General features: G+C 50.1%; 14 protein-coding genes and 2 CRISPR repeat arrays (1 of these 16 cut by a window edge). Of the genes, 3 read left to right on the top strand and 11 right to left on the bottom strand.

Annotated elements, in window-relative coordinates:
* A CRISPR array of direct repeats spans positions 1–3,564; the repeat unit is 37 nt; unit sequence GTTTCAATCCCGTTGCCGGGATTCATTGAATTGAAAG (it extends 1,699 nt beyond the left edge of the window).
* 208 nt (positions 3,565–3,772) lie between these two features.
* From cas2 to cas3, 8 genes are all read right to left on the bottom strand, one after another.
* Positions 3,773–4,066: a CRISPR-associated endonuclease Cas2 gene (gene cas2, locus HCG48_RS04130; RefSeq protein ID WP_168568026.1), complete on the bottom strand. Its 294-nt coding sequence runs from the start codon at positions 4,064–4,066 to the stop codon at positions 3,773–3,775.
* Positions 4,063–5,040 carry a type I-D CRISPR-associated endonuclease Cas1d gene (gene cas1d / locus HCG48_RS04125; protein ID WP_168568025.1) on the bottom strand — a complete coding sequence of 326 codons (978 nt, stop codon included), beginning with the start codon at positions 5,038–5,040 and terminating at the stop codon, positions 4,063–4,065. The genes cas2 and cas1d overlap by 4 nt, the downstream gene beginning before the upstream one ends.
* 26 nt (positions 5,041–5,066) lie before the next feature.
* The gene (gene cas4 / locus HCG48_RS04120) at positions 5,067–5,645 is read right to left on the bottom strand and encodes a CRISPR-associated protein Cas4 (protein WP_210437170.1); all 579 of its coding nucleotides are present in this window, start codon (positions 5,643–5,645) and stop codon (positions 5,067–5,069) included.
* A gap of 514 nt (positions 5,646–6,159) precedes the next feature.
* Positions 6,160–7,008 (bottom strand): CRISPR system precrRNA processing endoribonuclease RAMP protein Cas6, encoded by an 849-nt coding sequence (cas6, locus tag HCG48_RS04115; protein ID WP_168568024.1) that lies wholly within the window; start codon positions 7,006–7,008, stop codon positions 6,160–6,162.
* On the bottom strand, positions 6,998–7,774 hold the full coding sequence (cas5d, locus tag HCG48_RS04110; RefSeq protein WP_168568023.1) for a type I-D CRISPR-associated protein Cas5/Csc1: 777 nt from the start codon (positions 7,772–7,774) through the stop codon (positions 6,998–7,000). Before cas5d ends, cas6 begins: the two co-directional genes overlap by 11 nt.
* A gap of 78 nt (positions 7,775–7,852) precedes the next feature.
* Positions 7,853–8,851: a type I-D CRISPR-associated protein Cas7/Csc2 gene (gene cas7d, locus HCG48_RS04105; RefSeq protein WP_168568022.1), complete on the bottom strand. Its 999-nt coding sequence runs from the start codon at positions 8,849–8,851 to the stop codon at positions 7,853–7,855.
* Between the two features lie 62 nt (positions 8,852–8,913).
* Positions 8,914–11,847: a type I-D CRISPR-associated protein Cas10d/Csc3 gene (gene cas10d, locus HCG48_RS04100; RefSeq protein ID WP_168568021.1), complete on the bottom strand. Its 2,934-nt coding sequence runs from the start codon at positions 11,845–11,847 to the stop codon at positions 8,914–8,916.
* Positions 11,848–11,857: 10 nt separating this feature from the next.
* Entirely contained in the window at positions 11,858–13,981 is a 2,124-nt protein-coding gene (gene cas3 / locus HCG48_RS04095) for a type I-D CRISPR-associated helicase Cas3' (protein ID WP_168568020.1), read from the bottom strand.
* A 218-nt stretch (positions 13,982–14,199) separates the two neighbouring features.
* Here cas3 and HCG48_RS04090 point away from each other — a divergent pair, with 218 nt between their 5' ends.
* The 3 genes from HCG48_RS04090 (at position 14,200) to HCG48_RS04080 (ending at position 19,310) form a co-directional block, all read left to right on the top strand.
* The gene (locus tag HCG48_RS04090; RefSeq protein WP_168568019.1) at positions 14,200–15,174 is read left to right on the top strand and encodes a helix-turn-helix transcriptional regulator; all 975 of its coding nucleotides are present in this window, start codon (positions 14,200–14,202) and stop codon (positions 15,172–15,174) included.
* Positions 15,175–15,406: 232 nt separating this feature from the next.
* Positions 15,407–18,092: a CRISPR direct-repeat array (repeat unit 37 nt; unit sequence CTTTCAATTCAATGAATCCCGGCAACGGGATTGAAAC).
* A gap of 81 nt (positions 18,093–18,173) precedes the next feature.
* A complete protein-coding gene (locus HCG48_RS04085) occupies positions 18,174–18,860 on the top strand; it encodes an SAM-dependent methyltransferase (RefSeq protein WP_168568018.1) in 687 nt (228 codons plus the stop codon).
* Between the two features lie 54 nt (positions 18,861–18,914).
* Positions 18,915–19,310 (top strand): RidA family protein, encoded by a 396-nt coding sequence (locus HCG48_RS04080; RefSeq protein ID WP_168568017.1) that lies wholly within the window; start codon positions 18,915–18,917, stop codon positions 19,308–19,310.
* Positions 19,311–19,361: 51 nt separating this feature from the next.
* On the opposite strand, the gene HCG48_RS04075 is transcribed toward HCG48_RS04080, so the two are convergent.
* From HCG48_RS04075 to HCG48_RS04065, 3 genes are all read right to left on the bottom strand, one after another.
* A complete protein-coding gene (locus HCG48_RS04075; protein ID WP_168568016.1) occupies positions 19,362–21,806 on the bottom strand; it encodes a helix-hairpin-helix domain-containing protein in 2,445 nt (814 codons plus the stop codon).
* Between the two features lie 293 nt (positions 21,807–22,099).
* Entirely contained in the window at positions 22,100–22,312 is a 213-nt protein-coding gene (locus HCG48_RS04070) for a hypothetical protein (protein ID WP_168568015.1), read from the bottom strand.
* Complete coding sequence (locus HCG48_RS04065; protein ID WP_168568014.1) at positions 22,285–23,151, bottom strand: DUF1664 domain-containing protein; 867 nt, start codon at positions 23,149–23,151, stop codon at positions 22,285–22,287. Before HCG48_RS04065 ends, HCG48_RS04070 begins: the two co-directional genes overlap by 28 nt.
* Positions 23,152–23,362: the final 211 nt, after the last annotated feature.

Here is a 23,362-nt window from a genome sequence, read left to right as displayed (position 1 = left end):
ATCCCGTTGCCGGGATTCATTGAATTGAAAGTCGGAAACCCTCTCTCACGAAATCCCTACCCTCACTATTTCTTGCCGTTTCAATCCCGTTGCCGGGATTCATTGAATTGAAAGAAAATCTAGACCTGATCGACAAGGAAATCGAGGCGAAAAGTTTCAATCCCGTTGCCGGGATTCATTGAATTGAAAGTGCGATCGGCGGAGGATACGAATAAGATGATTCAAGTTTCAATCCCGTTGCCGGGATTCATTGAATTGAAAGATATTTCCCTTTCGGCGTCTAGGGTTTGGTTGCGCGCCTCGTTTCAATCCCGTTGCCGGGATTCATTGAATTGAAAGCTTCCTCGCGCATAAGTATGCTCTATTCGAGGAACTATTTGTTTCAATCCCGTTGCCGGGATTCATTGAATTGAAAGACGGGACGCCCCTCCTGCTCCAATAAATGGAAGATCGGTTTCAATCCCGTTGCCGGGATTCATTGAATTGAAAGAATGGGCGCTAAGCTTTTGGGGTTGTATAAGGAGTACGGTTTCAATCCCGTTGCCGGGATTCATTGAATTGAAAGCGAACTTGAGTGAAGTGAATTTGAGCTGTTCATCTTTGTTTCAATCCCGTTGCCGGGATTCATTGAATTGAAAAGGTGGTGGTGGCGATTCAGAAACTTATTGTCTATATCGTTTCAATCCCGTTGCCGGGATTCATTGAATTGAAAGTTTAGTTCCTTCCTTTTCTACCTCCCCAATTTGCTGTTTCAATCCCGTTGCCGGGATTCATTGAATTGAAAGATTCTCGCCTACCCCGATGGTATCTCTTTTAGTACCTGTTTCAATCCCGTTGCCGGGATTCATTGAATTGAAAGAGGGGACCACTACGCGCTTAAAGCGCGTGAATACTCGTTTCAATCCCGTTGCCGGGATTCATTGAATTGAAAGGTATCTCATCTCGCCCGCTACCTCTTCGAGGGACTTGGTTTCAATCCCGTTGCCGGGATTCATTGAATTGAAAGTACAAAACAATGCTCGTCTCGAAGTGCGAGACGGTCGTTTCAATCCCGTTGCCGGGATTCATTGAATTGAAAGTCTAGATGGGGTATCGGTTCCCGATTCCCTGGTCGAGTGTTTCAATCCCGTTGCCGGGATTCATTGAATTGAAAGTAAAGGATTGCATCGGCTAGGGATGCGCCACTGAGGTTGTTTCAATCCCGTTGCCGGGATTCATTGAATTGAAAGAAGAGCTGGATCTATTCGACAAAACTTAAACCTGAAGAGGTGTTTCAATCCCGTTGCCGGGATTCATTGAATTGAAAGCTTAAAGGAAGCCACTTAAGCAATGGCGAGCTTCCCATGTTTCAATCCCGTTGCCGGGATTCATTGAATTGAAAGCATTCTCTCCTTCGGGGAGGGAATGACAGAGTCGCGCCTCGTTTCAATCCCGTTGCCGGGATTCATTGAATTGAAAGCTTTATCGATCTAAAGGCGGACTTCCTTTGGTTAGTTTCAATCCCGTTGCCGGGATTCATTGAATTGAAAGCCGGAAGTCCCTCCGTCAGGATGCGGATAGGCGCGTTTCAATCCCGTTGCCGGGATTCATTGAATTGAAAGGAAACGGAGACCAAATACCATGGGATACTTCAAAGAAGTTTCAATCCCGTTGCCGGGATTCATTGAATTGAAAGCCTTATCGTTCTCCGAAGAAGAAATTTTAGCCATAATAGCGGTTTCAATCCCGTTGCCGGGATTCATTGAATTGAAAGTCTGGAGGGGCGATCACGCCAACTGCAAATTGAGCTGTTTCAATCCCGTTGCCGGGATTCATTGAATTGAAAGGTACATCGCGGTATTGAGACGAAGGCGATTCGTTTCGTTTCAATCCCGTTGCCGGGATTCATTGAATTGAAAGAGGAAATTACCCCGCCTTTCTAACTCTAAGTTAGACAGTTTCAATCCCGTTGCCGGGATTCATTGAATTGAAAGCCTTTAGATGATGCGCGGCGGATTGCCGTACAAGAAGTTTCAATCCCGTTGCCGGGATTCATTGAATTGAAAGCTTGTCCTTCTCACTTCCTACGTAATTCTCGACAGTTTCAATCCCGTTGCCGGGATTCATTGAATTGAAAGTTGTAGACGAGACTTACAGGCCAGATTACTGGAAAGGTTTCAATCCCGTTGCCGGGATTCATTGAATTGAAAGTCGAGAGTGCCACTCTCTGCAATGTCGATCTCGAGGGGTTTCAATCCCGTTGCCGGGATTCATTGAATTGAAAGGCCAAGGAGCGTTCTGGCTTATCTGTTCCGCGATGTTTCAATCCCGTTGCCGGGATTCATTGAATTGAAAGTAAAGGCGAGTTGATATCAAATTCTGTTATATTAGTTTCAATCCCGTTGCCGGGATTCATTGAATTGAAAGACGATATGGGTCTAGGAAAAACGATTCAGGCGATCGAGGGTTTCAATCCCGTTGCCGGGATTCATTGAATTGAAAGACTTAAGCATAAACACTCCAAAACAGGGCGGCTGCAGTTTCAATCCCGTTGCCGGGATTCATTGAATTGAAAGCATCCGAGAAAATTTAGAGGGGGACAAGGGAAGTTTCAATCCCGTTGCCGGGATTCATTGAATTGAAAGCTCGACAAAAAAGTATACAAAAAAGCATACAAAAGTTTCAATCCCGTTGCCGGGATTCATTGAATTGAAAGTGCTCGTCTCACATACTCGATTGCGCTACGAAGATGCGAGTTTCAATCCCGTTGCCGGGATTCATTGAATTGAAAGCCAGAAGCTTTAATAGTCCCATTGCTTTTTGCGTTTCAATCCCGTTGCCGGGATTCATTGAATTGAAAGAATTGCTGGAAGAGGTAATTATTTTATCATCCGCTTGTTTCAATCCCGTTGCCGGGATTCATTGAATTGAAAGCTTGCGCATGAGTATGTCCTGTTCGAGGAGTTGTTTGTTTCAATCCCGTTGCCGGGATTCATTGAATTGAAAGCTGTAACTCCCCGATAAAATTCTTGCAGGCCGTGAGTTTCAATCCCGTTGCCGGGATTCATTGAATTGAAAGATGAAGAGTATGATGGGTTCTTCGACGCCTTACTGTTTCAATCCCGTTGCCGGGATTCATTGAATTGAAAGAAACAAGAATTAATTGAATTCATCGAAAGTGTCACGGTTTCAATCCCGTTGCCGGGATTCATTGAATTGAAAGCGTCAATCTGTCGGCGATCGCTTCGGCTTCCCTGGGTTTCAATCCCGTTGCCGGGATTCATTGAATTGAAAGATATCCCACACCAACTTAGTGAGATAGGGTGCGTTGTTTCAATCCCGTTGCCGGGATTCATTGAATTGAAAGTAGTTCTTCCTTTTATTCAATTCTTTTTTGTGAGTAGGTTTCAATCCCGTTGCCGGGATTCATTGAATTGAAAGTTCCTAATAAATTTTCAATAGGAGTTTTATTTAATGTTTCAATCCCGTTGCCGGGATTCATTGAATTGAAAGTCCGGAGACACTAGTACCTTGCAACGAAGCGCCTAGTTTCAATCCCGTTGCCGGGATTCATTGAATTGAAAGACCGGGTGCTGAAACGTACACCCAGAGAGCCTTGGTTAGCCGTTTTTGGCGGGAGTCTACTCAAACCCCCGTTTCAGCCGTTGGCCTTTGGCTAACCGAGGCACCCAAAAACTCCGAAACTATTCACTTGTAAAGGTTCTGGCCGTTTGGCGGGACCCCCGGGGAAATCGACCCCGCTTTCCCCCGCCAGAAATTGGCTTGGTTCCCATCATACGATCGTCACCGTTTCTTGTCTAGGGGGTGGCATCCCATAAACGATCGTCTTGCGGACTGCCATCGCATCCAACACGTAAATGCAAACCGCATCTTCCGCAGGCTTAATCAGTGTTTCGATCTTAATCTGCAAACTGGCGAATTGCTTCGCATCGAGAAAGCACTCAAATAAACTATACTGCTTCCACGTCCCGTAACCACAGAGAAGATCGTGCAAGCGCTGGCGGCGCTTATTTCCCGCCGCCGTCGCCGGAAGATCGTACACTATTAAATAGAGTAAATCTTTCATCGCACCACCAACGGTTTGTAAGGGACTCCCTCCTGTAAATGTCGCGCTAGCAACCGCGCTTGCAATTCGATCGCCCGACGGTAGGTACACCGATAGTCAAACACCGGATGCTGAAACTCGGCATTCAATTTGCGCTCGAACGCCTGTAAAAACGCTTTGCGCGCGCCATCGGCGAGGCGGTAGGCGCCCAAACTTTCCGTAAAATCATCGGGCTTAATCTCTTTGTGAGCTAACACCGATAGGACTACATTGTCCGCCACCAAAGGGCGAAACTCCTCCATCAAATCCAACACCATTGCGGGCTGTCCCCGGGTCGTCTCGTGCAAATAACCGATATACGGATCCAATCCCGCCAAGTGAACCGCCGCCGTCACCTGAACCCGCAACAGTCCGTAACTGAAACTGAGCAAGGCATTCACCGGATCCGTCGGCGGACGGCGATGACGACCGGGAAACGTCCACGGGCCGGGTAACATCGCCTCCCACCGCGCGAAATATTCCCGCGCCGCCAACCCTTCCATCCCCCGGGTTTGGTCGAGGGTCTCTTGCTGGGCGATCGCCCCTCGGCGCTGTTTGAGGGGATTATCTTTCTCTCCATGTCGGTACAACACGTTGTACTGATTGTATATTTTTCCGGCGACGATCGCCTTGACCAGCGTCAACCGTTGCGAGGGATCCTCATGGGCCGCATATTGTGCCAAACGTAACTGACCGTTGCGCGAATATCCCGGCAGCGCCGATCCCAAATACTTACCAAATATTGAGAGATAGTGAATCGGTAAGCCCAATTCCAAGGCATAACATAACGCCTCTCCGGTGATGCTGGGATTACCCATCAACACAATTTGTTCTAGGGTTTGTGCCGGAATCGATTGCTTGTTGACCGAGCCATCTTCGGCGGCGATCGCCAATTTAAAAGCTTCGTACTTTTTGCTCAAAACCGCATTCGGTTGGGTGACATATAAAACTGACATAGTTTTGACTCAAATTAGACTCAAATTCACTCAAATTCGTGTAACTTCTTGACTTCTTTCGGCAGACAAATATTGAATAAACTGCAATCGCGACATTTTGCCAATCGCTTCAACGGTGGAGGCATTAGCTCGTTCACCGCTTGCCGTGCGGCGGCGATCGCCTCTTCCGTTGCCATTCGCAATTGCAGGGTAAACTCTACTCGTTCGCGGCGGCGATTACCGTGATAGAAAATCTCCCCATATTCAATCGAACAATTTAATCGTTCTTCCAAACATAAAGCTGCCGCGCACAATTGAAAATGGTCGTTGAGATGGCGCGCCATGCGACCTTTTTTATATTCCAAAGGGACGCGGATAGTTTCGCATTCTTCCACCGCATCGACGATCCCTTTCACCTGGAGGCGATCGCTCCAAACCCACTGCTGGCGGTGAATTAAAAGATTCCCTTCCCGAGAAACATTTTCGCGATCGATATTGCGGTGCAAATGAGTTCCCATCAAAATATGCTCGTTCTCTTCCATTTCTCCAAGAACGTATTCCCAATAAAAACGCCGAGGGCAATATTCCCAGGCATTGAGATAAGACAAAGGTAAATAATCATCCATAATTTTCACCTAAACCAATCAAAACTATCGGCTATTTTCAATCGAATAAAAAATCGGTAAGTAGATTTCCGTTTACTGTCCTATAGCAGTCGTAAATACAGCACTCGGGCGTCTGATGCGGTATGCCCATCCCCCTATCCCCCCTTCGCCCCCCTTTCAAAGGGGGGTTGGGGGGATTTCGGGGGGAACGAGGAAAGTCCCCCTTTTTAAGGGAGATTTAGGGGGATCTAAATGTCTTGCATAGCAGAGGAAAATCCTGTAATAGCAGTCCTGTAGGGGTTTGGTAACTAAACCCCTACTACTCTAGGGTTGGGTAACCAAACCCCTACTAGATTGAGTTAGGGTTTCCTACCTAAAACCCTTGGAAGTGGTAGCATCCTTCGGCTACGCTCAGGAAGACTACTCCCTAGCTGGTTTACAAATCATTTAGGCTTGCTCAAGCCACTCAATCTGTCATTCCTGCTTATGCAGAAATCCATCAACCCTTACTTAAAACTTCAAGCATTAAAAATAGCTATTTATAGGGTTTCTTGAACTTGCGTTTTGGTTTTCCTTTTGCCTTCTTTTTCTCCATCACCCGAGTTTGTCCCATTCCCATTGTCGTTTTGCGACCCACTCCCGCAAAAAAAGCATATTGTCCTAAAATTGTCGCCATGCGCGCCTGTTCCGAATCGCGAAAACGATAGCGAATCCACCCTTGGGTACCAATTTCTGCGCCCCCTTCCAAACGCAGTGCGTGCGTTCTTAACTCATACGCCGAAACCACCCCTTCCCATTCAATCTTGGGAAACTGCAACTCTGGCGGCGCAAACATATTCCAACGACGCTGCAAACTTCCAAACACTAATTCCGTCAGGGGGAACGTCTGAATATCTTGTTTTTGTTTAAAACTCGTCGGCGACGTGAAATTTAATTCAATGCTTGAATCACTTTCTTTAATATTTGCCAACGCCGAATAAGACGAAGAACTCGCTAGCGGATGACTATCGGCAAACATATAAGTCCGCGTCATCAAAAAGGGGAATTTTGCTAAAATTAAAGGTTCCGTACCCCACTCACTCAATCCCCGTAACAAGGGTTGGACTATATCTCCGTCTAGAATGCAAATTCGGACGATAAAATAATCCCCCGATTCCGTTTGCGTCGGACGACGATTTCCGATTAACCCTGAAACGCTCAAAGGCGAACTTTGTCGGTCGTGAATTGAGGCAGAAACTTCGGGATTTCCTAACTCGATCCAGCGCAAAACTTGGGCGTGAAGGGCGCGTCCTAACGTCGCTGGCGGCTGTCCGGAATCGATCGCCCGGAGTTCGACCACAATTGAATATAAGCTATCGGAATGAGCGGGTAAATTAACTGACATTGGCAATCTCTCGCGCTCCATACGCAACACCAACAGGCAAACATACCTCAGCTTTCAGTTCGGGAAAATCGCGGCGAAACCTGTCCCAATCGTCTCCCTTTAACTCGCAATATTCTCCCGATAATTGCGCTTGAGCAATTAAACTGACTGGAGGCATAACAATTCGATTGTAAAGTAAAATTTCTTGACTTTCGGGTAAGTCTAGCGGATTGAGGGGGTGATGACAAGCATAGGTTCCCGAACGCAAGGCGATCGCCGAATCGGGAATTTGATGCGAGTCTACTTTCACTTTTGCCATCCATTTTCCCAACCGAATCCAACGCGGAAGGTCGATTTCTTTTTTCGAGTAAATATAGGTAGAATATTCACTACCCACGCCGAGTTCTTTAGCTCGACCGTAGTTGATCGGATAGTTGCGACTGGCTCCTTTTTCGCCGAACTTTTTAGATCTGCCATAGTAATTTACTTGAGCCGCTTTAAAGGTATTAATCTGATAAAAATACCGTTGTGGAAATCCCGGAAAAACATAAATTCCTTGTGGATTTAGATAAAGCAAGTTCTGCTCGAACTTCGGATCTAAATACCCCGGTTTTTGGATATATTGACCGAGATTTGCATAAGAAAGGGGGATGTAAGTATCTCCAAAAAAGGCGTAAGATAGCGCCCAATTATGCAAATACTGTTCGGTTTCATAGAGAATCCCCATTTCTCTCGTCGCAAAAAATACGTTGTCGTGCAGGGTTAGCTGACAGTAATATAAAACCATGATTGGACTCCTCTAAGGGGGAATGGGGTATCTCGCAGGGCTTGGAGATACCCGGATTTGATTTAGATTGAGATGGGGTTATTTTTTCCCAGATTTACCCGATCTTTTACTGGATTTGGCACCGTAATGATTGCAGTAAGTTTCGGTTTGCTCGTACAAATTGGCGAGCATTTCAGTCAATTGTTCCTCATCTTTGTAAATTTCCGAAACTTCATCGAGAAACTGTTCGAGGTCGTTACCCATAAGTTTGTGACTAATGCGAATGGGTTCGTCTTCTAGCAAGCGATTGACTACCGTATTGGCTACAGTTTTGAGATCGGCGATCGGAGCGTTCAGATCCCCTTTCAGTTCGTCGTAAAGGGCTTGAGTGAAATATAAATTACTGAAGATTTCACCGTCAGTTAAAAGAATGGCGATCGGATAATTTCGCATGGTTCCAGTGCGCGTTTCTTGGGCGCCATACCGCCGAGTTCGCAGCAAGTTTCCCAGCACGTAAAGAAACCCTTCATAGGTGGGATCGCGCAAGGTTTCGACGGTAGGAAACGTGACTTCTGGGAGGACGTGATCGAGTTCGTTAATCGCATTTCGCATCTGACCCCCTTCACTCATCGTTCCTGCTTCAGAAGGCCCGTTGAAGATAAAACTCCGATGGGATTGTTCGTAAGAACTGAGGGAAAATGCCGAATCGGAATAGACTTTCGATCGCTCCGACCCGCTATCGCCGATCGCAAATCCGTAGATAATACAATCGGGACATTGTTTGCAGGATTTCTCGCCATTATATTGACAATAATTCTCCGCATCTGGGTCGCCGGAAATGAGCGAAACCGATCGCAAAAGTTCGCGACCCGCCAACCGTTCGGGAGTGGTTTGTTTCCGTTTGAACAAGACTAAGCGACTGATGGTGTCCGTGGTGTTAATTCCCGCTTGAGTGCGCGCGGTGTTGAGAACGCCATCGGTCTGAAATACGGGGAAGGACTGACTGTGGCGCAGCAGGATAAAATGAACGTAATGACCGGACGCCAAGCGCGGAAAGTCGTTGGCAAACTCATTTTTTAAGGCATTGAGTTGAGTCATAATTGAGGTTGAACTTCTCTAAAGTTGACTGAAGGTTAATCGAGGAAATCGAGGCGATTGACTCAAGAAGGACTGGCTAAATCCCGTTCGTTTTTCTCTTGCAAAGCGAGCCAGCGATAGGCAAATTCAGCACCGGATTTGAGACGGTTGCGGTTCTCTTGCAAGAGGGCGCGATCGCCGCGATAAAGGGTTCCGAATAAATCGCAGACACAAGTTTGCACGAACCGATGAATCGCTTCGAGTTCTTGCTGTTGGCGGGTGGCAAAATCTACGGATTTATCCATCATTAAGGGACGGGTATAAATGTTTTGGCGATCGATCGCATCTTTCAACAATCCGGCTCCTTGTAAGATCAAATCTTCTTCATTAACTTGGGTAGGAACGGACAAAATCGTTTCCAATACTTTAGAAAATGGCAGTAAAATAGCGTGACTGGAATCGGTGACCTTCACTTGATAAAAGGTTCGATATTGACGCACTAATTCAGTGATAAAGTTGAGCTTTTCTTGCATGGTTTTATCCAAATCCGACCAAATTCGAGCAAAGTTCCAATAGCGTTCTACTTCCTCCGGGGAAGGATCGTGTTGGCGTCGGCGTAACCCTTCGCGCGCGATCGCAAAAATATTTAAAACATCGGTCATGACCTCGCGAACAGTTCTGTTAAGTGCTCCCCAGCGCGCGTCTGACTGGTGAGCGCGATTGTCGAGATGCAAAGTATACACGACGAGCAAGCGCGTGAGAACGGAATCGAGCTGTTCGGTACGCACTTCTGAGGGACAGTGGAGTAGAGACCAAAATCCCGCTACCCCATCGAGGACCGCCGAACCGCAAAACTCGCGATCGCTCCGATACAAGGGGACGTTGCTCGCCGTCGCCACAACCCTTACTCCGAGAAGCTTTGGTAAGATCGTTGCTAAAAATGCGGGGTGAACCCAAGCCTCGGTCACCGTTTCCCCCAGGGTCGTAGTATACACTGTAGCCATAAAGGGCAAATCTTTACTATCGTAACTTCCCTTGGCAAATCGCCCGATTTCCGCATCTTCGCGGAGCCACAGCCAGTGAGAGAGTTGACTCACTTCTAGTTCGTGGTTGAGCCAATATTTGCGAATTTCCCATAAATTGACAGTTTTGAGTTCTTCCACCAAGACCCGAATCGCTTTAATCATTTGGGGCGCGTAAACATAGGCGGGGAAAATATATAAAAAGACGGGTTGTTGTTCTTCTAATTTGCCCGCCCTCGCCGACCAAAGGGCTTGACGCAAGAGCATTTCTAACGACCAAATTTTAGAAATTCCCCGTTTGATTTTGCTCCCGCCGAGGGTGTTTTTATTGCTGTATTGCTGGGGTTTGAATAAAACGACGGAATCGAGTTGATCTTCTGACGGAAATTCACCGGAACTTAAAGAACAAATAGGCTGTTTGGCTTTGCGAGTTTTGGCGATCGCATAGGCATTTAATTCTTGGCCGAAGGGCGGTAGTTCTGTTTTTATTCCCGAGAAATCGAGATAATATTGCAGATAGCGATCGAAGACCTCCTGCGTCGGACTGGAATAAGCGGGCAAACTGTTATTTTCAGTAGCCCAATCGGCGAGACGATCGCCAATTTCTGCGAGTAATTCTGTGGTTTGTTCGAGGTCGAGGGTGCTGTTTTTGCTGAAGTATTGCGCGGCGGCTAAATACCAGCCATAATTGACCCCGCCGATGTTAATTTGAAGGTCTTCCGGGTTGAAGATTGTAGCGAGATCGAGGGCTTCTAGCATCCACGGCCCATAGTCCTCGCAGTTGCCGAGAAATTCTCTCTGAATGACGATAATAAATTCGGCGAGGCGATCGCTGCGTAAATCTGCCCCTTTTAATAGTTCTTTTTCTCGATCTTCAGTAATCAGACCGCGTTCTACCAATTTAGCTAATCGCTTTGGTGTTGCCGGATTTTTAGCATTATTAACTCGGGCTGCAATGACGTCGGACAGTTGGCGAATGAGTTGGGCGGGAGGAAATAGTTCTGAAGTTTGTGGGGCAACTTTTAGCCCTTTACCATCTCGCCGAAACCCGACATCGCCGTCGAGCATTTTATTACCGAGAATGAGAGCAATTTGTTCCCAGATAAATTGTTTTAAATCGGCTAAATCGGGAGAACTAAAGTTTTTTGGAGCTAAATAAACGACGCCACGCGCAAAAAAAACGATCGCCTCCCACCCCAATTCCCTCGCATAGTGGAGGGTGGCGTTGTGAATACCATTAGTCAAAATCCCGAGACTGTCGCGGAGGCGATGGTAAACTAAAGTTTTACGAATTCCGAGTAAGTTTAAATGTTCTTGCAGTCGTTCCCCGGCGGTTTCCGTGGCGATATCGGCGGGGTCGTTTAAGTGAACGGCGATATCACTCCATCCGAGGAGGTGGCGTAAGGGGTGGGTGAGGCGTCGGGAATCGGCGATCGCAAATTCCGGCCAGTTACTGGGATAAGTATTTGTACCGCACTTGAATTGAGTATTTTGTGCTAAAAAGCCGATATCCGATAAGTAAGTTTCCCACTGCGGCCAGAAGGCGCTAAAGTTCAAGCGAGCGCCTATTTCGCGACATAACGCCAAAATATCGTCAATTTCGCTAGCTTTTGGGGCTTCTTCACCCTGTCCGTGACAGTATTTATTATAATCGTGCAAGGTTATCCCCAGACAAAACAAGCGTTTTTCTTCGTCGGATAGGGAGGTGGGCAGGTGATGTTCTGCTAAATTCCAGCCCAATAAGAGGGCGTTGAGGACGTGAACGCAGAGGTTCTGATCCGGGCGATCGCTCCAGTTTCGGGCTTTTTCGGCGGCAAGGGGATCTTTCAGGGTACATAATATATTATAGTGTCGATCGCGATCGCCGCCCAAGGCGGTCATGGAGCCGAATTCGCGCTCTACTGCCGGGAGAATAATATCGATATACTCACATAAGATCGGGTCGGTTTCGGGATCGAGGCTCGTCAGCAAAAGCTGTTGCATTAAGGTCTGCATCGGGCAAGTCCTAAAAAATTAACGACTGGGGTTGAGTCCGGCAAAAGCGCCGCAGCTTGAATTTGAGGGCGTCGAGGAGGAGGGCATCGCGATCGAAGGCGCAAGCATAGGCGTTCCCTCCGGCATCGGTGAGGCGGTACAGACCGAAGTGTGGACCGAGTTGGAGGGTATAGCTCACTTGCCAGTGGCTGCTCGGTTGGCTGCGATGGACGGGAACGAGGAAAGCCAGTAATTTACGGCGTTGCAAGCAGGTACTCACTTCTGGTTGCGGGTGACCGACGATCGCCAGGCGATCGAGTAACGTGAGTTCGCAGGTTTTCAGTTCGTCGGTATCGCGCTGGGTCTGCAAGCTTAAGGATTGGCGGTTGTCGAGCCATTCTCGCACTTTTAGATAGACATGAATATAACGATCGTCGAAGGCGTCGGGGCTACAGTCTGCCGTCCTTGCCGCTTCTAGGAAGGTTTCACGATCGCAGCGCTCGATCCAGGTGTAGGGCAGCAAGCGCAGTAAGTCGTAAGTATAAATCCGGGAACCGTCGGCGATCGCCGCCTGAATCGCCGTGGCGCCGCGAAAACGCAACAGTTCTTTCTGGGTCGCTTTGCCTACGGGGTTTTTACCGAGGGCAAACCAGCACTTGCGGTAACGGTCGAACCGATCGCCGTAGACTCGCCCTAGATCTTCCCTCATCCGATCGCGCAGGATCTCACTCACTTTGTTGCTCTCCCGGCTGATTTCGGCGAGCATCCCGTGGGCTTGCAACGGTCCCCACTTCTGGCGGTACTCGGCAAAGGACTTGGGCGGGTCGAAGGCGATGGCGATCGCCTCTTGGAGTTCCGGGCGCCCGACGGGTTCCTGGCGATCGCCCCATTCCCCCAAGCGGGGCATCACCCAGGGCATCTGCTTGGGAATCAGGATCGCGGCGCGATAGTGAGAAAAGCCGGGATGGCGTCCCAAGCGTCCGAGGCGCTGCACCACCGTCGCCGCGTCGCTGCTTTCAAATACGAGCAGGTTAATGCGAAAGTCCACGCCGACATCGACGGCGGAAGTCGCCACCACTAACACCGGGTCGGGAGACGCTTGCAGTTGGGCTTGAATGCGCCCCCGTTCGCGGCGATCGATGCGCCCGCTAATTTCGCACACGGTGACCCCCGGCAGTCGTTCCGTGAGTTGGGCGATCGCACGATTGACCGAAGAGATCGCGTTGAGGACGATCAGCCCCCGTCCGGCGCGATCGCCGCGAAGCCATCGGTCGAGGCGGTCGGCGCTTTCCACCAGCCACTGCACTGCATCGCCGTCCCCCAATTGGACAAATTCCAGCTCGACGGGTTGGAGGATTTGCCGAAAACCGGGGGTGGTTTCGTTGGCATAAATCCCTTCAATTTCGGCGATTTTAAACTCGGCGCGGGCGAGTTGGGCGATAAAGTCCGGTTTGGGGGTAGCGGAGGTGAACAGGAAGCGGCGCGGGCGTCGTTGCTGCTGGCTGCGCCGAATTAGGGTCAAGCTGTTGAGGGCGGCAGCTTCCTGATGGGGGCCGAAGATGTGGAATTCGTCGAACATCCACAAATCGGGCCATTCCGCGAGGGCGAGGGGTAACAAAGCGCGATCGAAGGCAGCTTGACGGTAGCGATAGTGGGTGATGTAGTGAAAGATATCGGGATTAGTGAGTAGGATAGGAGTGTGATAGATGGCGTCGAGGAGTTCTTGAAACTTGTTGCTATCTCGTTCTCGCACGCGGCGGCTGAGTTCTTCGCCGTAGAGGCGATCGACGCGATCGCGGCTCTGGAGTCCGAATAGCTCGTGATAGCGTTGTTGCTGGCGGGTTTGGTCTTCGACTAATTCGATCGTCGGATAGAGAGCCATCAGCCGAAACTGAGGGTCGAGTAAGGTGGGTAAGGTGCCGCCGAGGGTTTTGCCGTCTCCGGTCGCACTTTTGTTAAAGATGAGGTCGGCGTCGCCAAAACGCACGGCGGCAAAGGTTTGAGCTTGGTGAGAGGACAGGGGACAGGTCGCCCCGGGGGGCGGTTGCAAGCCGGGGGCCCGTTCTCGCACTTGACAGTGCCGATCGCATCCGAGGGGACAGCGACCGACGCCGGGATTGAGTTGGGAGTGCAAGCCGTGAAGACGCAGTTTCATGGGAGTTTCGGGGAGATGGCTCCGTTGGGCGGCGATCGCGGGTGACAAATTGGAAGAGTATGATTCCAAACTGGGGAGGGGCGATCGCTGGATTTAGCTTTGTATTTAGCTTTGTATTTAGCTTAAGGCCCTTTCGGCTCAACTTGTTGTCAAATAATGAATATTATCCGGAAAATTTGTAAAAATAAGAGGGTGGATTGAGGGGATTGGGCGATCGCATGGGTCAAAAATGCACTCACATCACTGACGCGCTCTACATTCTTCGGAAACTGACGGAACGACCGTACCCGCGCGAGGAGTTGATCGTCGTACTCGGGGAGTTTCTGGAACAGACCGATCGCAAACCGGGAGATGTGGCGCAGAAACTGCATCGGATCGTGAGGGAGTTGCGCGATCTCGGTTTTGCGATCGACTGCGCCCCCCACCGTCCTTACACCTTGGTCGAGTCGAACTTCCCGCTCATTTTGTCGGCGACTCAACGCCAGTCGTTGTACTTGGCGGTTCAGTTTTTAGAAGATATGGGGTTTGCGACCCAAGCACAACAGATCGCCGCTTTGGTGAATTTGGACGCAACCGACGCCCCCCCGGACATTCAGGTGGATTTTTCGCCGCCTACGGACTACAGCAATCCGGACTACGAGAAGATTTTGCACGCTTTGCAAGACCGATGCGCCCAACAATATAGATATAGAATCCACTATTGCAATAGCCAAAAGCAGAATTTACGCTTGGACTTGGATCGTTCGGAGATCCGCCTCCACGATGGGGCACTCTATTTATTTGCATTCGTCCCGGATTGGAAACCCAAACCGCGAGGGGGTCGGGTGCATAACGTGGAGAACAATGGTTTGTTCCGGATCGATCGCATTAAATCGGTGGGGGCGCCTTCTACGGTGGGCTGGGTGTTCTCCGAGTTTCCGACCCTGAAGATTCGCTATCGGATGAGCGGACCGTTGGCGACGTACAAACCGCGTCGTGTTCAAGAACGGGTCGTCAAGCGCGATCTCGTGCGGAGGTACGTGGAGATTGAAACGGTGGAGGATTATTTGTTTTGGTTCCGACAACGGATTTTCAGGTATGGAGCGAATGCGCGGGTGTTGGATCCCCCGTGGTTGGCGGCAGAAATTGGCGAGGAGTTGCGACGGGCGGCGGCTCAGTATCAGGCGGGGGATTCTCGGGAGAATTCGAGTTAGAATATTTGGGAAAGTTGTGGTAGAGTATTTCCAAGCCAAATTTTGGCGGCGGAAAGCGGGGTCGATTTACCCGGGGGTCCCGCCAAATGGCTAGAACCTTTACAAGTGAATAATTTCAGAGTTTTTGAGTGTCTCGGTTAGCCGAAGGCCAACGGCTGAAACGGGGGTTTGAGTAGACTCCCGCCAAAAACGGCTCACCGAAGCGCTCGGGGTGTACGTTTCAGCACCCGGTCTTTCAATTCAATGAATCCCGGCAACGGGATTGAAACAACAGCAAGCAGACGTCACAGTCTGGTGACCAGACTGGACTTTCAATTCAATGAATCCCGGCAACGGGATTGAAACGAGCAATCGAGGAAGGCCGGAGAACCTCCTTTACCTTTCCTTTCAATTCAATGAATCCCGGCAACGGGATTGAAACGAATAGCCCCGAAAATCCCCACTGATTAACTCAGTGGCTTTCAATTCAATGAATCCCGGCAACGGGATTGAAACACAAGGATCGCCGATCGCGCCCTCGTCGGAACGCGACTTTCAATTCAATGAATCCCGGCAACGGGATTGAAACTGGCGGGCGATCGCTGCCGACGAGCGCCTCGCCGACTTTCAATTCAATGAATCCCGGCAACGGGATTGAAACAGTCCTTAGGTCTTACCCAGAGACAGCTATCGGACTTTCAATTCAATGAATCCCGGCAACGGGATTGAAACATGCCCTCAAGGCTGCGAGAAATGCGACCTGTAGAACTTTCAATTCAATGAATCCCGGCAACGGGATTGAAACTATTACTAATAAGGGTACAAACCCCTAGAGGACTAGACTTTCAATTCAATGAATCCCGGCAACGGGATTGAAACATTCAATTAAATGATTGTACTTGATGACTTCTTAGGACTTTCAATTCAATGAATCCCGGCAACGGGATTGAAACGAGGTCGGCACCCTCTAAATTGGCACCGCTAAGGTTCTTTCAATTCAATGAATCCCGGCAACGGGATTGAAACTCACGGCCTGCAAGAATTTTATCGGGGAGCTACAGCTTTCAATTCAATGAATCCCGGCAACGGGATTGAAACCATAGAACCCGAACTATCGATTAGAACGTATAGACTTTCAATTCAATGAATCCCGGCAACGGGATTGAAACGCCTCACTTCAAAACCGAGACCTTACGAGTCAAGGTATCTTTCAATTCAATGAATCCCGGCAACGGGATTGAAACAAGAATTTCTTCAAGGTCCCGACCAGTGCGACTCAGCTTTCAATTCAATGAATCCCGGCAACGGGATTGAAACTTGTGAGGAAGTAAACCAGCCGAAAAATGCTTTGATTCGTCTTTCAATTCAATGAATCCCGGCAACGGGATTGAAACGAACCGCCTATCGCCCCGCGCCGTACATGTCGGGGCCTTTCAATTCAATGAATCCCGGCAACGGGATTGAAACCTAAACCCAGGGGAGTATACAGCCATCCGAACGGGGACTTTCAATTCAATGAATCCCGGCAACGGGATTGAAACTCCCCAAAAATCGCCTATTGGGGGCAATGGGAAGACAAGCTTTCAATTCAATGAATCCCGGCAACGGGATTGAAACGCCTCCGCCATCTCTAATTTCGCCCCAGGTGTTGCTCTTTCAATTCAATGAATCCCGGCAACGGGATTGAAACCTATATCATTTCCGCGTTCCATTATTATTTCTCTCAACTTTCAATTCAATGAATCCCGGCAACGGGATTGAAACCCTCCTTTGCCTTTTCGCCTGCTTACCTTAGGGGCTTTCAATTCAATGAATCCCGGCAACGGGATTGAAACGCTTTAGCCTTGGCGGCAGCTCGAAGCTGGCGGATCTCTTTCAATTCAATGAATCCCGGCAACGGGATTGAAACCGAGCCTCTAGCTGCTCCCCGAGGCGGCTATCGAAGCTTTCAATTCAATGAATCCCGGCAACGGGATTGAAACGTCCACCCCCGTCCCCGGAGGACGGAATTATACCATTCGATCTTTCAATTCAATGAATCCCGGCAACGGGATTGAAACAACCCCGAGCTTTCTTTGCAGCACTCAATAAATGACGAACTTTCAATTCAATGAATCCCGGCAACGGGATTGAAACATCGACGAAGGGTATACAGGGGAGATAAAGGTCGCTTTCAATTCAATGAATCCCGGCAACGGGATTGAAACCAACTACCAGGTAACGGGCTTTACAGCCACGACGGACTTTCAATTCAATGAATCCCGGCAACGGGATTGAAACGGAAATTTCGAGATTTACACCCCGGAGATTGGCCCCCTTTCAATTCAATGAATCCCGGCAACGGGATTGAAACTCGGGAAGCATTTGTTTCCTTGGAGAAGATCCGAGGACTTTCAATTCAATGAATCCCGGCAACGGGATTGAAACGTAGAGAGTGGCGCCATTGAGGTTAGCGCCAATTAGGTTCTTTCAATTCAATGAATCCCGGCAACGGGATTGAAACAACACCTTTTAAGCTGGATCCACGCAGGTCGGCGCCGTCTTTCAATTCAATGAATCCCGGCAACGGGATTGAAACAATAGCTTTAATAGTCCCATTGCTTTTTTCAAAGGCTTTCAATTCAATGAATCCCGGCAACGGGATTGAAACAGGCCGGAGACAGTTCCGATTACTTTCCTTAAAGGCTTTCAATTCAATGAATCCCGGCAACGGGATTGAAACCCCCCCGGTAGGGATGAGGTAATCCCCATCCGAATCCTTTCAATTCAATGAATCCCGGCAACGGGATTGAAACTTTACGGCGATAGATAGTCGCTGCTCCTCTTTGGCTTTCAATTCAATGAATCCCGGCAACGGGATTGAAACTCTCGATATGCATTGCCAAACTTGGCGGGGGGCTGCCTTTCAATTCAATGAATCCCGGCAACGGGATTGAAACAAGAGATGCAAGCGGCGATCGCCCGATCGCCGACCCTAAAAAGATCCGCTACAATGAACCCGATAGCTCACCCTAAAACCGATGGGTTTACGTTTGGAAAAAGTTGTTCCCTGGGGGCGATCCTTCGACGAATATCGCCGGATGTTTGCCCTCTCCGACGACGACCTCGACAGGCGCATTCTCGATTGTGCGGGCGGTCCTGCCGCTTTTAACGCCGCCATGAACCGCCGGGGAACCCCGATCGTTTCGTGCGATCCCGTCTATCAATTTAGCGCCGCAGAAATTGCCCGACGCATTGACGAAACCTATCCTGTCATCGTCCGAGGGGTCGCCGAAGACCGCGATCGCTACGTCTGGGGCGACATCCACTCCCCGGAACATCTGGGAGAAGTGAGACTCGCCGCCATGCAACAGTTTTTAGCCGATTTCGAGCAAGGCTTGCGCGAACGTCGCTATATCGCCGCCGAACTCCCGAACCTCCCCTTTAACCCCGGCCAATTCGATCTCGCCCTTTGCTCTCACTTCCTGTTTAGCTATTCCGTCCCCCTCTCCTGGGACTTTCACCGGGCGGCGATCGCCCAACTGTGCGAGATCGCCCGGGAAGTTCGCCTTTTTCCCTTACTCGACAACCATTCCGGACAAACCTCGATTCACCTCGACCCCGCGATCGCCTATCTCCAAGACGGCGGCTATCACGTCGAAATCTGCCCCGTCAATTACCAATTTCAACAAGGGGGCGATCGCATGTTACGCATCACTCACCCTTGAGTCCTCCGATCTCCCCTCTCTCCCACTCTTTTAACTTCTATATCCGGCAGACTTATGCAAATTCACCGTATCCACTCCGGCGCTCCCTGGGAATCGCAAGTCGGTTACTGTCGGGCGATCCGGGCGGGCGATCGCCTCTTCGTTTCCGGCACCGCCCCCATCGACGAAAGCGGCGCCGTCTTCGCCCCCGGAGACGCTTACGCCCAAGCCAAGCGCTGTTTGGAAATCATCCAGCAAGCCGTCCGCGAGTTGGGCGGCGTTGGGGCGATCGTCGTCCGCACTCGCCTGTTCGTCACCGATATCGGACGCTGGGCCGAGTACGGACGAGCCCACGGCGAATTTTTTTGCGAAAATCCGCCCGTTACCACCATGGTCGAAGTGCGATCGCTCATCGACCCGGAAATGCTCGTCGAAATCGAAGCCGAGGCGATCGTCCCCGCCGCCGACTGACCGCGACGGGCGATCGCCTCAAGCGCCGCGCGCGATTCTCCTCTGGAGAGGCTACGCGATCGCCAACGACAGGAACCACGAAATCGCCGACCCAAAGCCAAACGCCAACAATACGGCGATTTTCAATAACTTCCCTTGGGATTGCGCCTGTTCCAACTGCTTCGCCAACTGCGATCGCTCCTCGGTATAACTCACCATTTGCGATTCTGCCGTCGTGCGATCGCTCTCGTACTGCTTGAGTCGTTCTTGCAGTTGCGTCCGTTCCTGTTGCACCTGCTGCAACTTATCCTGAACTTGAGACAGTTGCGATTGCAAATCCGATTGCGCCGCGTGGGATTGCGCTAAATGACTGTCGAGATCCGCATTTTTGCGTCCCGACTCCTCCAACTGTCCCTGCAATCGATCGATCTGCTCCTGCAATTGCGAGGGGGTCTCTCGCACCTGCTCCAACTGGGTGCGCGTCTGCTCCAACTGCGACTGCAACTCCGATTGCGCCTGCTCGGTTTGCTGCAACTGAGCCCGGGTTTCTCCCAACTGCGATTGTAAATTCGCCCGTTCCTGCTCGATTTGCGCCAATTGCGATCGCGCCGCTTCCAATTGCGAATCGACCTGAGTCTGCGCTGTTTTCACCGCCGCCAATTCCGCATCCAGTTGCGATCGCTGCCCTTCCACTTGCTCCAATTGGGTGCGAGTTTGAGCTAATTGCGATTCTAACTGCGCTTTCGCGTCGCTTGCTTCTTGGATTTGAGTTAAAGCGCGATCGCGTTCCCCTTGTAACTCGGACTTTTCCGACTCCAGGCGACGACAAAGTTCTTGCAATTGAGCTTGCTGTTGTCCGGCGCCGTCTAATTGTCCTTGTAACTCGGACTTTTCCGACTCCAGGCGATCGATCTGTTCTTGCAATTGAGCTTGCTGTTGTCCGGCGCCGTCTAATTGTCCTTGTAACTCGGACTTTTCCGACTCCAGGCGACGACAAAGTTCGCGCAAGCGATCGACCTGTTCTTGCAATTGGGATTTTTCCCCTTGGGTCTCGTTGAGTTGTGCGCGAACGCGGTCGAGTTCCGAACCCAGTTGAGACCCTTGACGGTCGCGATCTTGTAGTTGAGCTTGGAGGCGATCGATCTCCCCTTGTAACTCGGCGGCGCGATCGCTCGCTTCTTGCACTTGAGTTTGCAATTGCGCTTGTAAACGAGCTGTTTCGCCTTCTCCCGCTTGCGATCGCGTCCGCAGTTCGTCGAGTTGCGTTTGTAACTCGGAATGCGCTTGTTGAGATTTTGCTAATTCTGCTTGCAAGCTCGACCTTTGCGCGCGAACTTGTTGCAGTTGGGTTTGACTGTCGCTTAACGCTGCATCGAGGCGATCGCGATCGGCGATCGTCGCTGCTAATTCTCCTTGCAAACTGCTGAGTTCTTCACTGGCGGCGGGTTCCGCTTCCGGTTCCGGTTGCACTTCCGGTTCTGGTTGCACTTCCGGTTGCACTTCCGGTTCCGCTTTCGCTTCCGGTTCTGGTTGCACTTCCGGTTGCACTTCCGGTTCCGCTTCCGGTTCCGGTTCCGGTTCCGGTTCCGGTTGCACTTCCGGTTGCACTTCCGGTTCCGCTTTCGCTTCCGGTTCCGGTTGCACTTCCGGTTCCGCTTCCGGACTCGGGACGATCGCCTCGGGAAGCTCGACCTCAGTTAATTGTAATCCTGCTTTTGCCAATGCCAAAATTAACTCTTGGTTAGCTCGAATCCGAAACCAGTAGTAAATCGCCGATGCGGTTTCCGGGGTCAGTCGATCGATCGCGGCGATCGCCTCCGGTTCCGCGTGGGCCAACTCTCTTACCGTGGGAAAAGCGTGCGCCAAACTTTGCGCCGCATGGCGTCCGACGTTGCGAATGCCCAAACCGTAGAGAATCCGCGACCAGGGTAAAGATTTAGACTTAGCGATCGACTTAACCAGCTTTTTCGCGGATTTTTGGCCCATACGCTCCAACTCCACCAGTCGATCCACGGTGAGATCGTAGAGATCGGCGATCGAGGAGACCAAACCGCGATCGATCGATTGCTGCACCAGTTTTTCACCCATTCCACTGATGTCCATCGCTTCGCGATGAGTCCAATTGCGTAAAATGGTTGGCAGCAAGGCGGGACAAGAGGAATTCGTACAGCGCATCCGGTCGTCCCCTTCCAAGGCGATCGTGGGGGAACCGCACTCGGGACATCTGTTCGGTAAACTCACCCGTTTGGCTTGGGCCGGACGTTTTTCTGCCTCGACGCCGACGATTTCAGGTATCGCCTCGGGGTTCTTGGCGTCGATGACGACCGTATCGCCAAGGTGCAAATCCAACGCGGCTAGGCGATCGCTTCCTCCAACCGTGGCTTGGGAAATCGAGCGATCGCCGCATTCGACAGCGCGCACTTGGGCGATCGGGGTCAAGATCCCGTTGGTTTCCACGCGAATCGTTACAGCTTCAACTTCCGTACGGATTGCTTCTGGGTGATTTTCGGACGTCACTGATTCAACCTCCTGGGTTCCTCGGGTGCAAAATAAATCAGATTTGGCAAGTTTTGGCAAAGTTTGGCGTATTTTTGTCGGCGATCTCGCGACTCTCGATATGTCGCGGTCTCCTCCATCGCCAAAAACACGACAGCGATCGATTCAAAAATTCCTATTTAAGAGATGTTGCGAATCGCGCGTTCTATATTGACATTTTGCCCGCTTTATTCTTTATCAACTGCCACGGGTTTTGATGTAACATTTCTACACTTAAAAATGCTTAAACCCGTTTCTATCATAGGTTGAATGGGTCACTTTGCGATCGATCTTTGGCAAAAGGTAAGTTCGCCGGAGGGTTGCGAGTCGATGTTTGGTGTTGTCCGGTGTTGTCCGGTGTTCTCCGGGGGGCGATCGCAGTGCAACCCAGGGGTAGGGTTGAGGTTTCTCAAGCGGAGGCGAACGCGAAAGCGTCGATCGAGGAGAATGGCGATCGCGCTCATTCGTTCATTTTGTTCGCCAACCATTCCACTTTGCGGTTGAGTTGTTCGATTTCGTCGAAGAGTTTGGCGAAAACTTCTGTTTGTTGGACTTGGGAGAGGCGATCGCTGAGTTGGTGAACTGTTCGTTTCAAGCGAGACAACTGGGGAACTTCCGGTCTGGCATTGAATTTCGCCAATAAGTTATCTAATTTTTGATTGAGATGACGTTCGTTTTTTTTCAAACTTTCTAAATCGGCATTCAGTTGTTTGATTTGCGGCCAAATTAACTCCCGTTGGTTCGTTTCCATTTGGCCGATGGATTGTTTTAATTGTTCGTACTGTCTCCATTCAGGAAGGGGACGTTCTAGCAAAGACTGAACTGCAGAATTAAGGGATTGAATTTTACGTTCGATATTGTCCAAATTAAACGGTTCGGTAAAGGCATTAATATCTTGACGAATAGCACTTAATTCCGATGAAAGTTTTTCTTGTAATTTGGTATTTAAAAAGTTCGTTTTACTTTCTAAAATCGTGATGCACAGTTGCAATTTTGCCAGTTCTTCTTGGAGTTCGTTGGTCGGACGCTCGATGGGGGGTTGAGGCGGAGGGGCGATCGTCGGCGTGACCTCGCTCAAGCGGGTATTGACTTGCGAGAAATAATGGGTCATTTGCTCTTGACGATCGCGATCGAGGCGCTGTCGGTTGGCGACATTAAACGCCAAAGCGACGGTCAGGGGGAATGTAGCGTAGGCTACCTCTCTCAATAATACAGCGATCGCCGTCCCCACAGCGCTGCAAAAGATCGAGCTGTATTCGGCTAAAGCTAAAGGATGCTGTTGTCTTAAAATCCGTTGGGATTGCTGTAGATATTCCCTGACTCGCATGGTGATCGTCCGATGGCGCGGGTGAATATCTTGAAATGGTAGCAAGGGAACCGACCCGGCGACGGTTTTAAGAGCGATCGCCTTCCGCTTTGTAGGGGGACAAATCGGGGGCGATCGCCGCCAAGGATCCCGGCGTTACAGGCGATCGGCGACTCCCTAATTTCGAGGGATCGAAAACTATTAAAAACGAATACAAACTATTGACAAAAAT

Origin of the sequence: Oxynema aestuarii AP17 (genome assembly GCF_012295525.1) — a bacterium.
Lineage (GTDB): Bacteria > Cyanobacteriota > Cyanobacteriia > Cyanobacteriales > Laspinemataceae > Oxynema > Oxynema aestuarii.
Note: the sequence above shows the minus strand (reverse complement) of the source record. Positions and strands in the feature narration are given on the sequence as shown.

Coding starts and splice junctions, on each gene's coding strand:
- cas2 (WP_168568026.1), bottom strand. CDS start 4,066: ATGAAAGATTTACTCTATTTAATAGTGTACGATCTTCCGGCGACGGCG.
- cas1d (WP_168568025.1), bottom strand. CDS start 5,040: ATGTCAGTTTTATATGTCACCCAACCGAATGCGGTTTTGAGCAAAAAG.
- cas4 (WP_210437170.1), bottom strand. CDS start 5,645: ATGGATGATTATTTACCTTTGTCTTATCTCAATGCCTGGGAATATTGC.
- cas6 (WP_168568024.1), bottom strand. CDS start 7,008: ATGTCAGTTAATTTACCCGCTCATTCCGATAGCTTATATTCAATTGTG.
- cas5d (WP_168568023.1), bottom strand. CDS start 7,774: ATGGTTTTATATTACTGTCAGCTAACCCTGCACGACAACGTATTTTTT.
- cas7d (WP_168568022.1), bottom strand. CDS start 8,851: ATGACTCAACTCAATGCCTTAAAAAATGAGTTTGCCAACGACTTTCCG.
- cas10d (WP_168568021.1), bottom strand. CDS start 11,847: ATGCAGACCTTAATGCAACAGCTTTTGCTGACGAGCCTCGATCCCGAA.
- cas3 (WP_168568020.1), bottom strand. CDS start 13,981: ATGAAACTGCGTCTTCACGGCTTGCACTCCCAACTCAATCCCGGCGTC.
- HCG48_RS04090 (WP_168568019.1), top strand. CDS start 14,200: ATGGGTCAAAAATGCACTCACATCACTGACGCGCTCTACATTCTTCGG.
- HCG48_RS04085 (WP_168568018.1), top strand. CDS start 18,174: ATGGGTTTACGTTTGGAAAAAGTTGTTCCCTGGGGGCGATCCTTCGAC.
- HCG48_RS04080 (WP_168568017.1), top strand. CDS start 18,915: ATGCAAATTCACCGTATCCACTCCGGCGCTCCCTGGGAATCGCAAGTC.
- HCG48_RS04070 (WP_168568015.1), bottom strand. CDS start 22,312: ATGGTTGGCGAACAAAATGAACGAATGAGCGCGATCGCCATTCTCCTC.
- HCG48_RS04065 (WP_168568014.1), bottom strand. CDS start 23,151: ATGCGAGTCAGGGAATATCTACAGCAATCCCAACGGATTTTAAGACAA.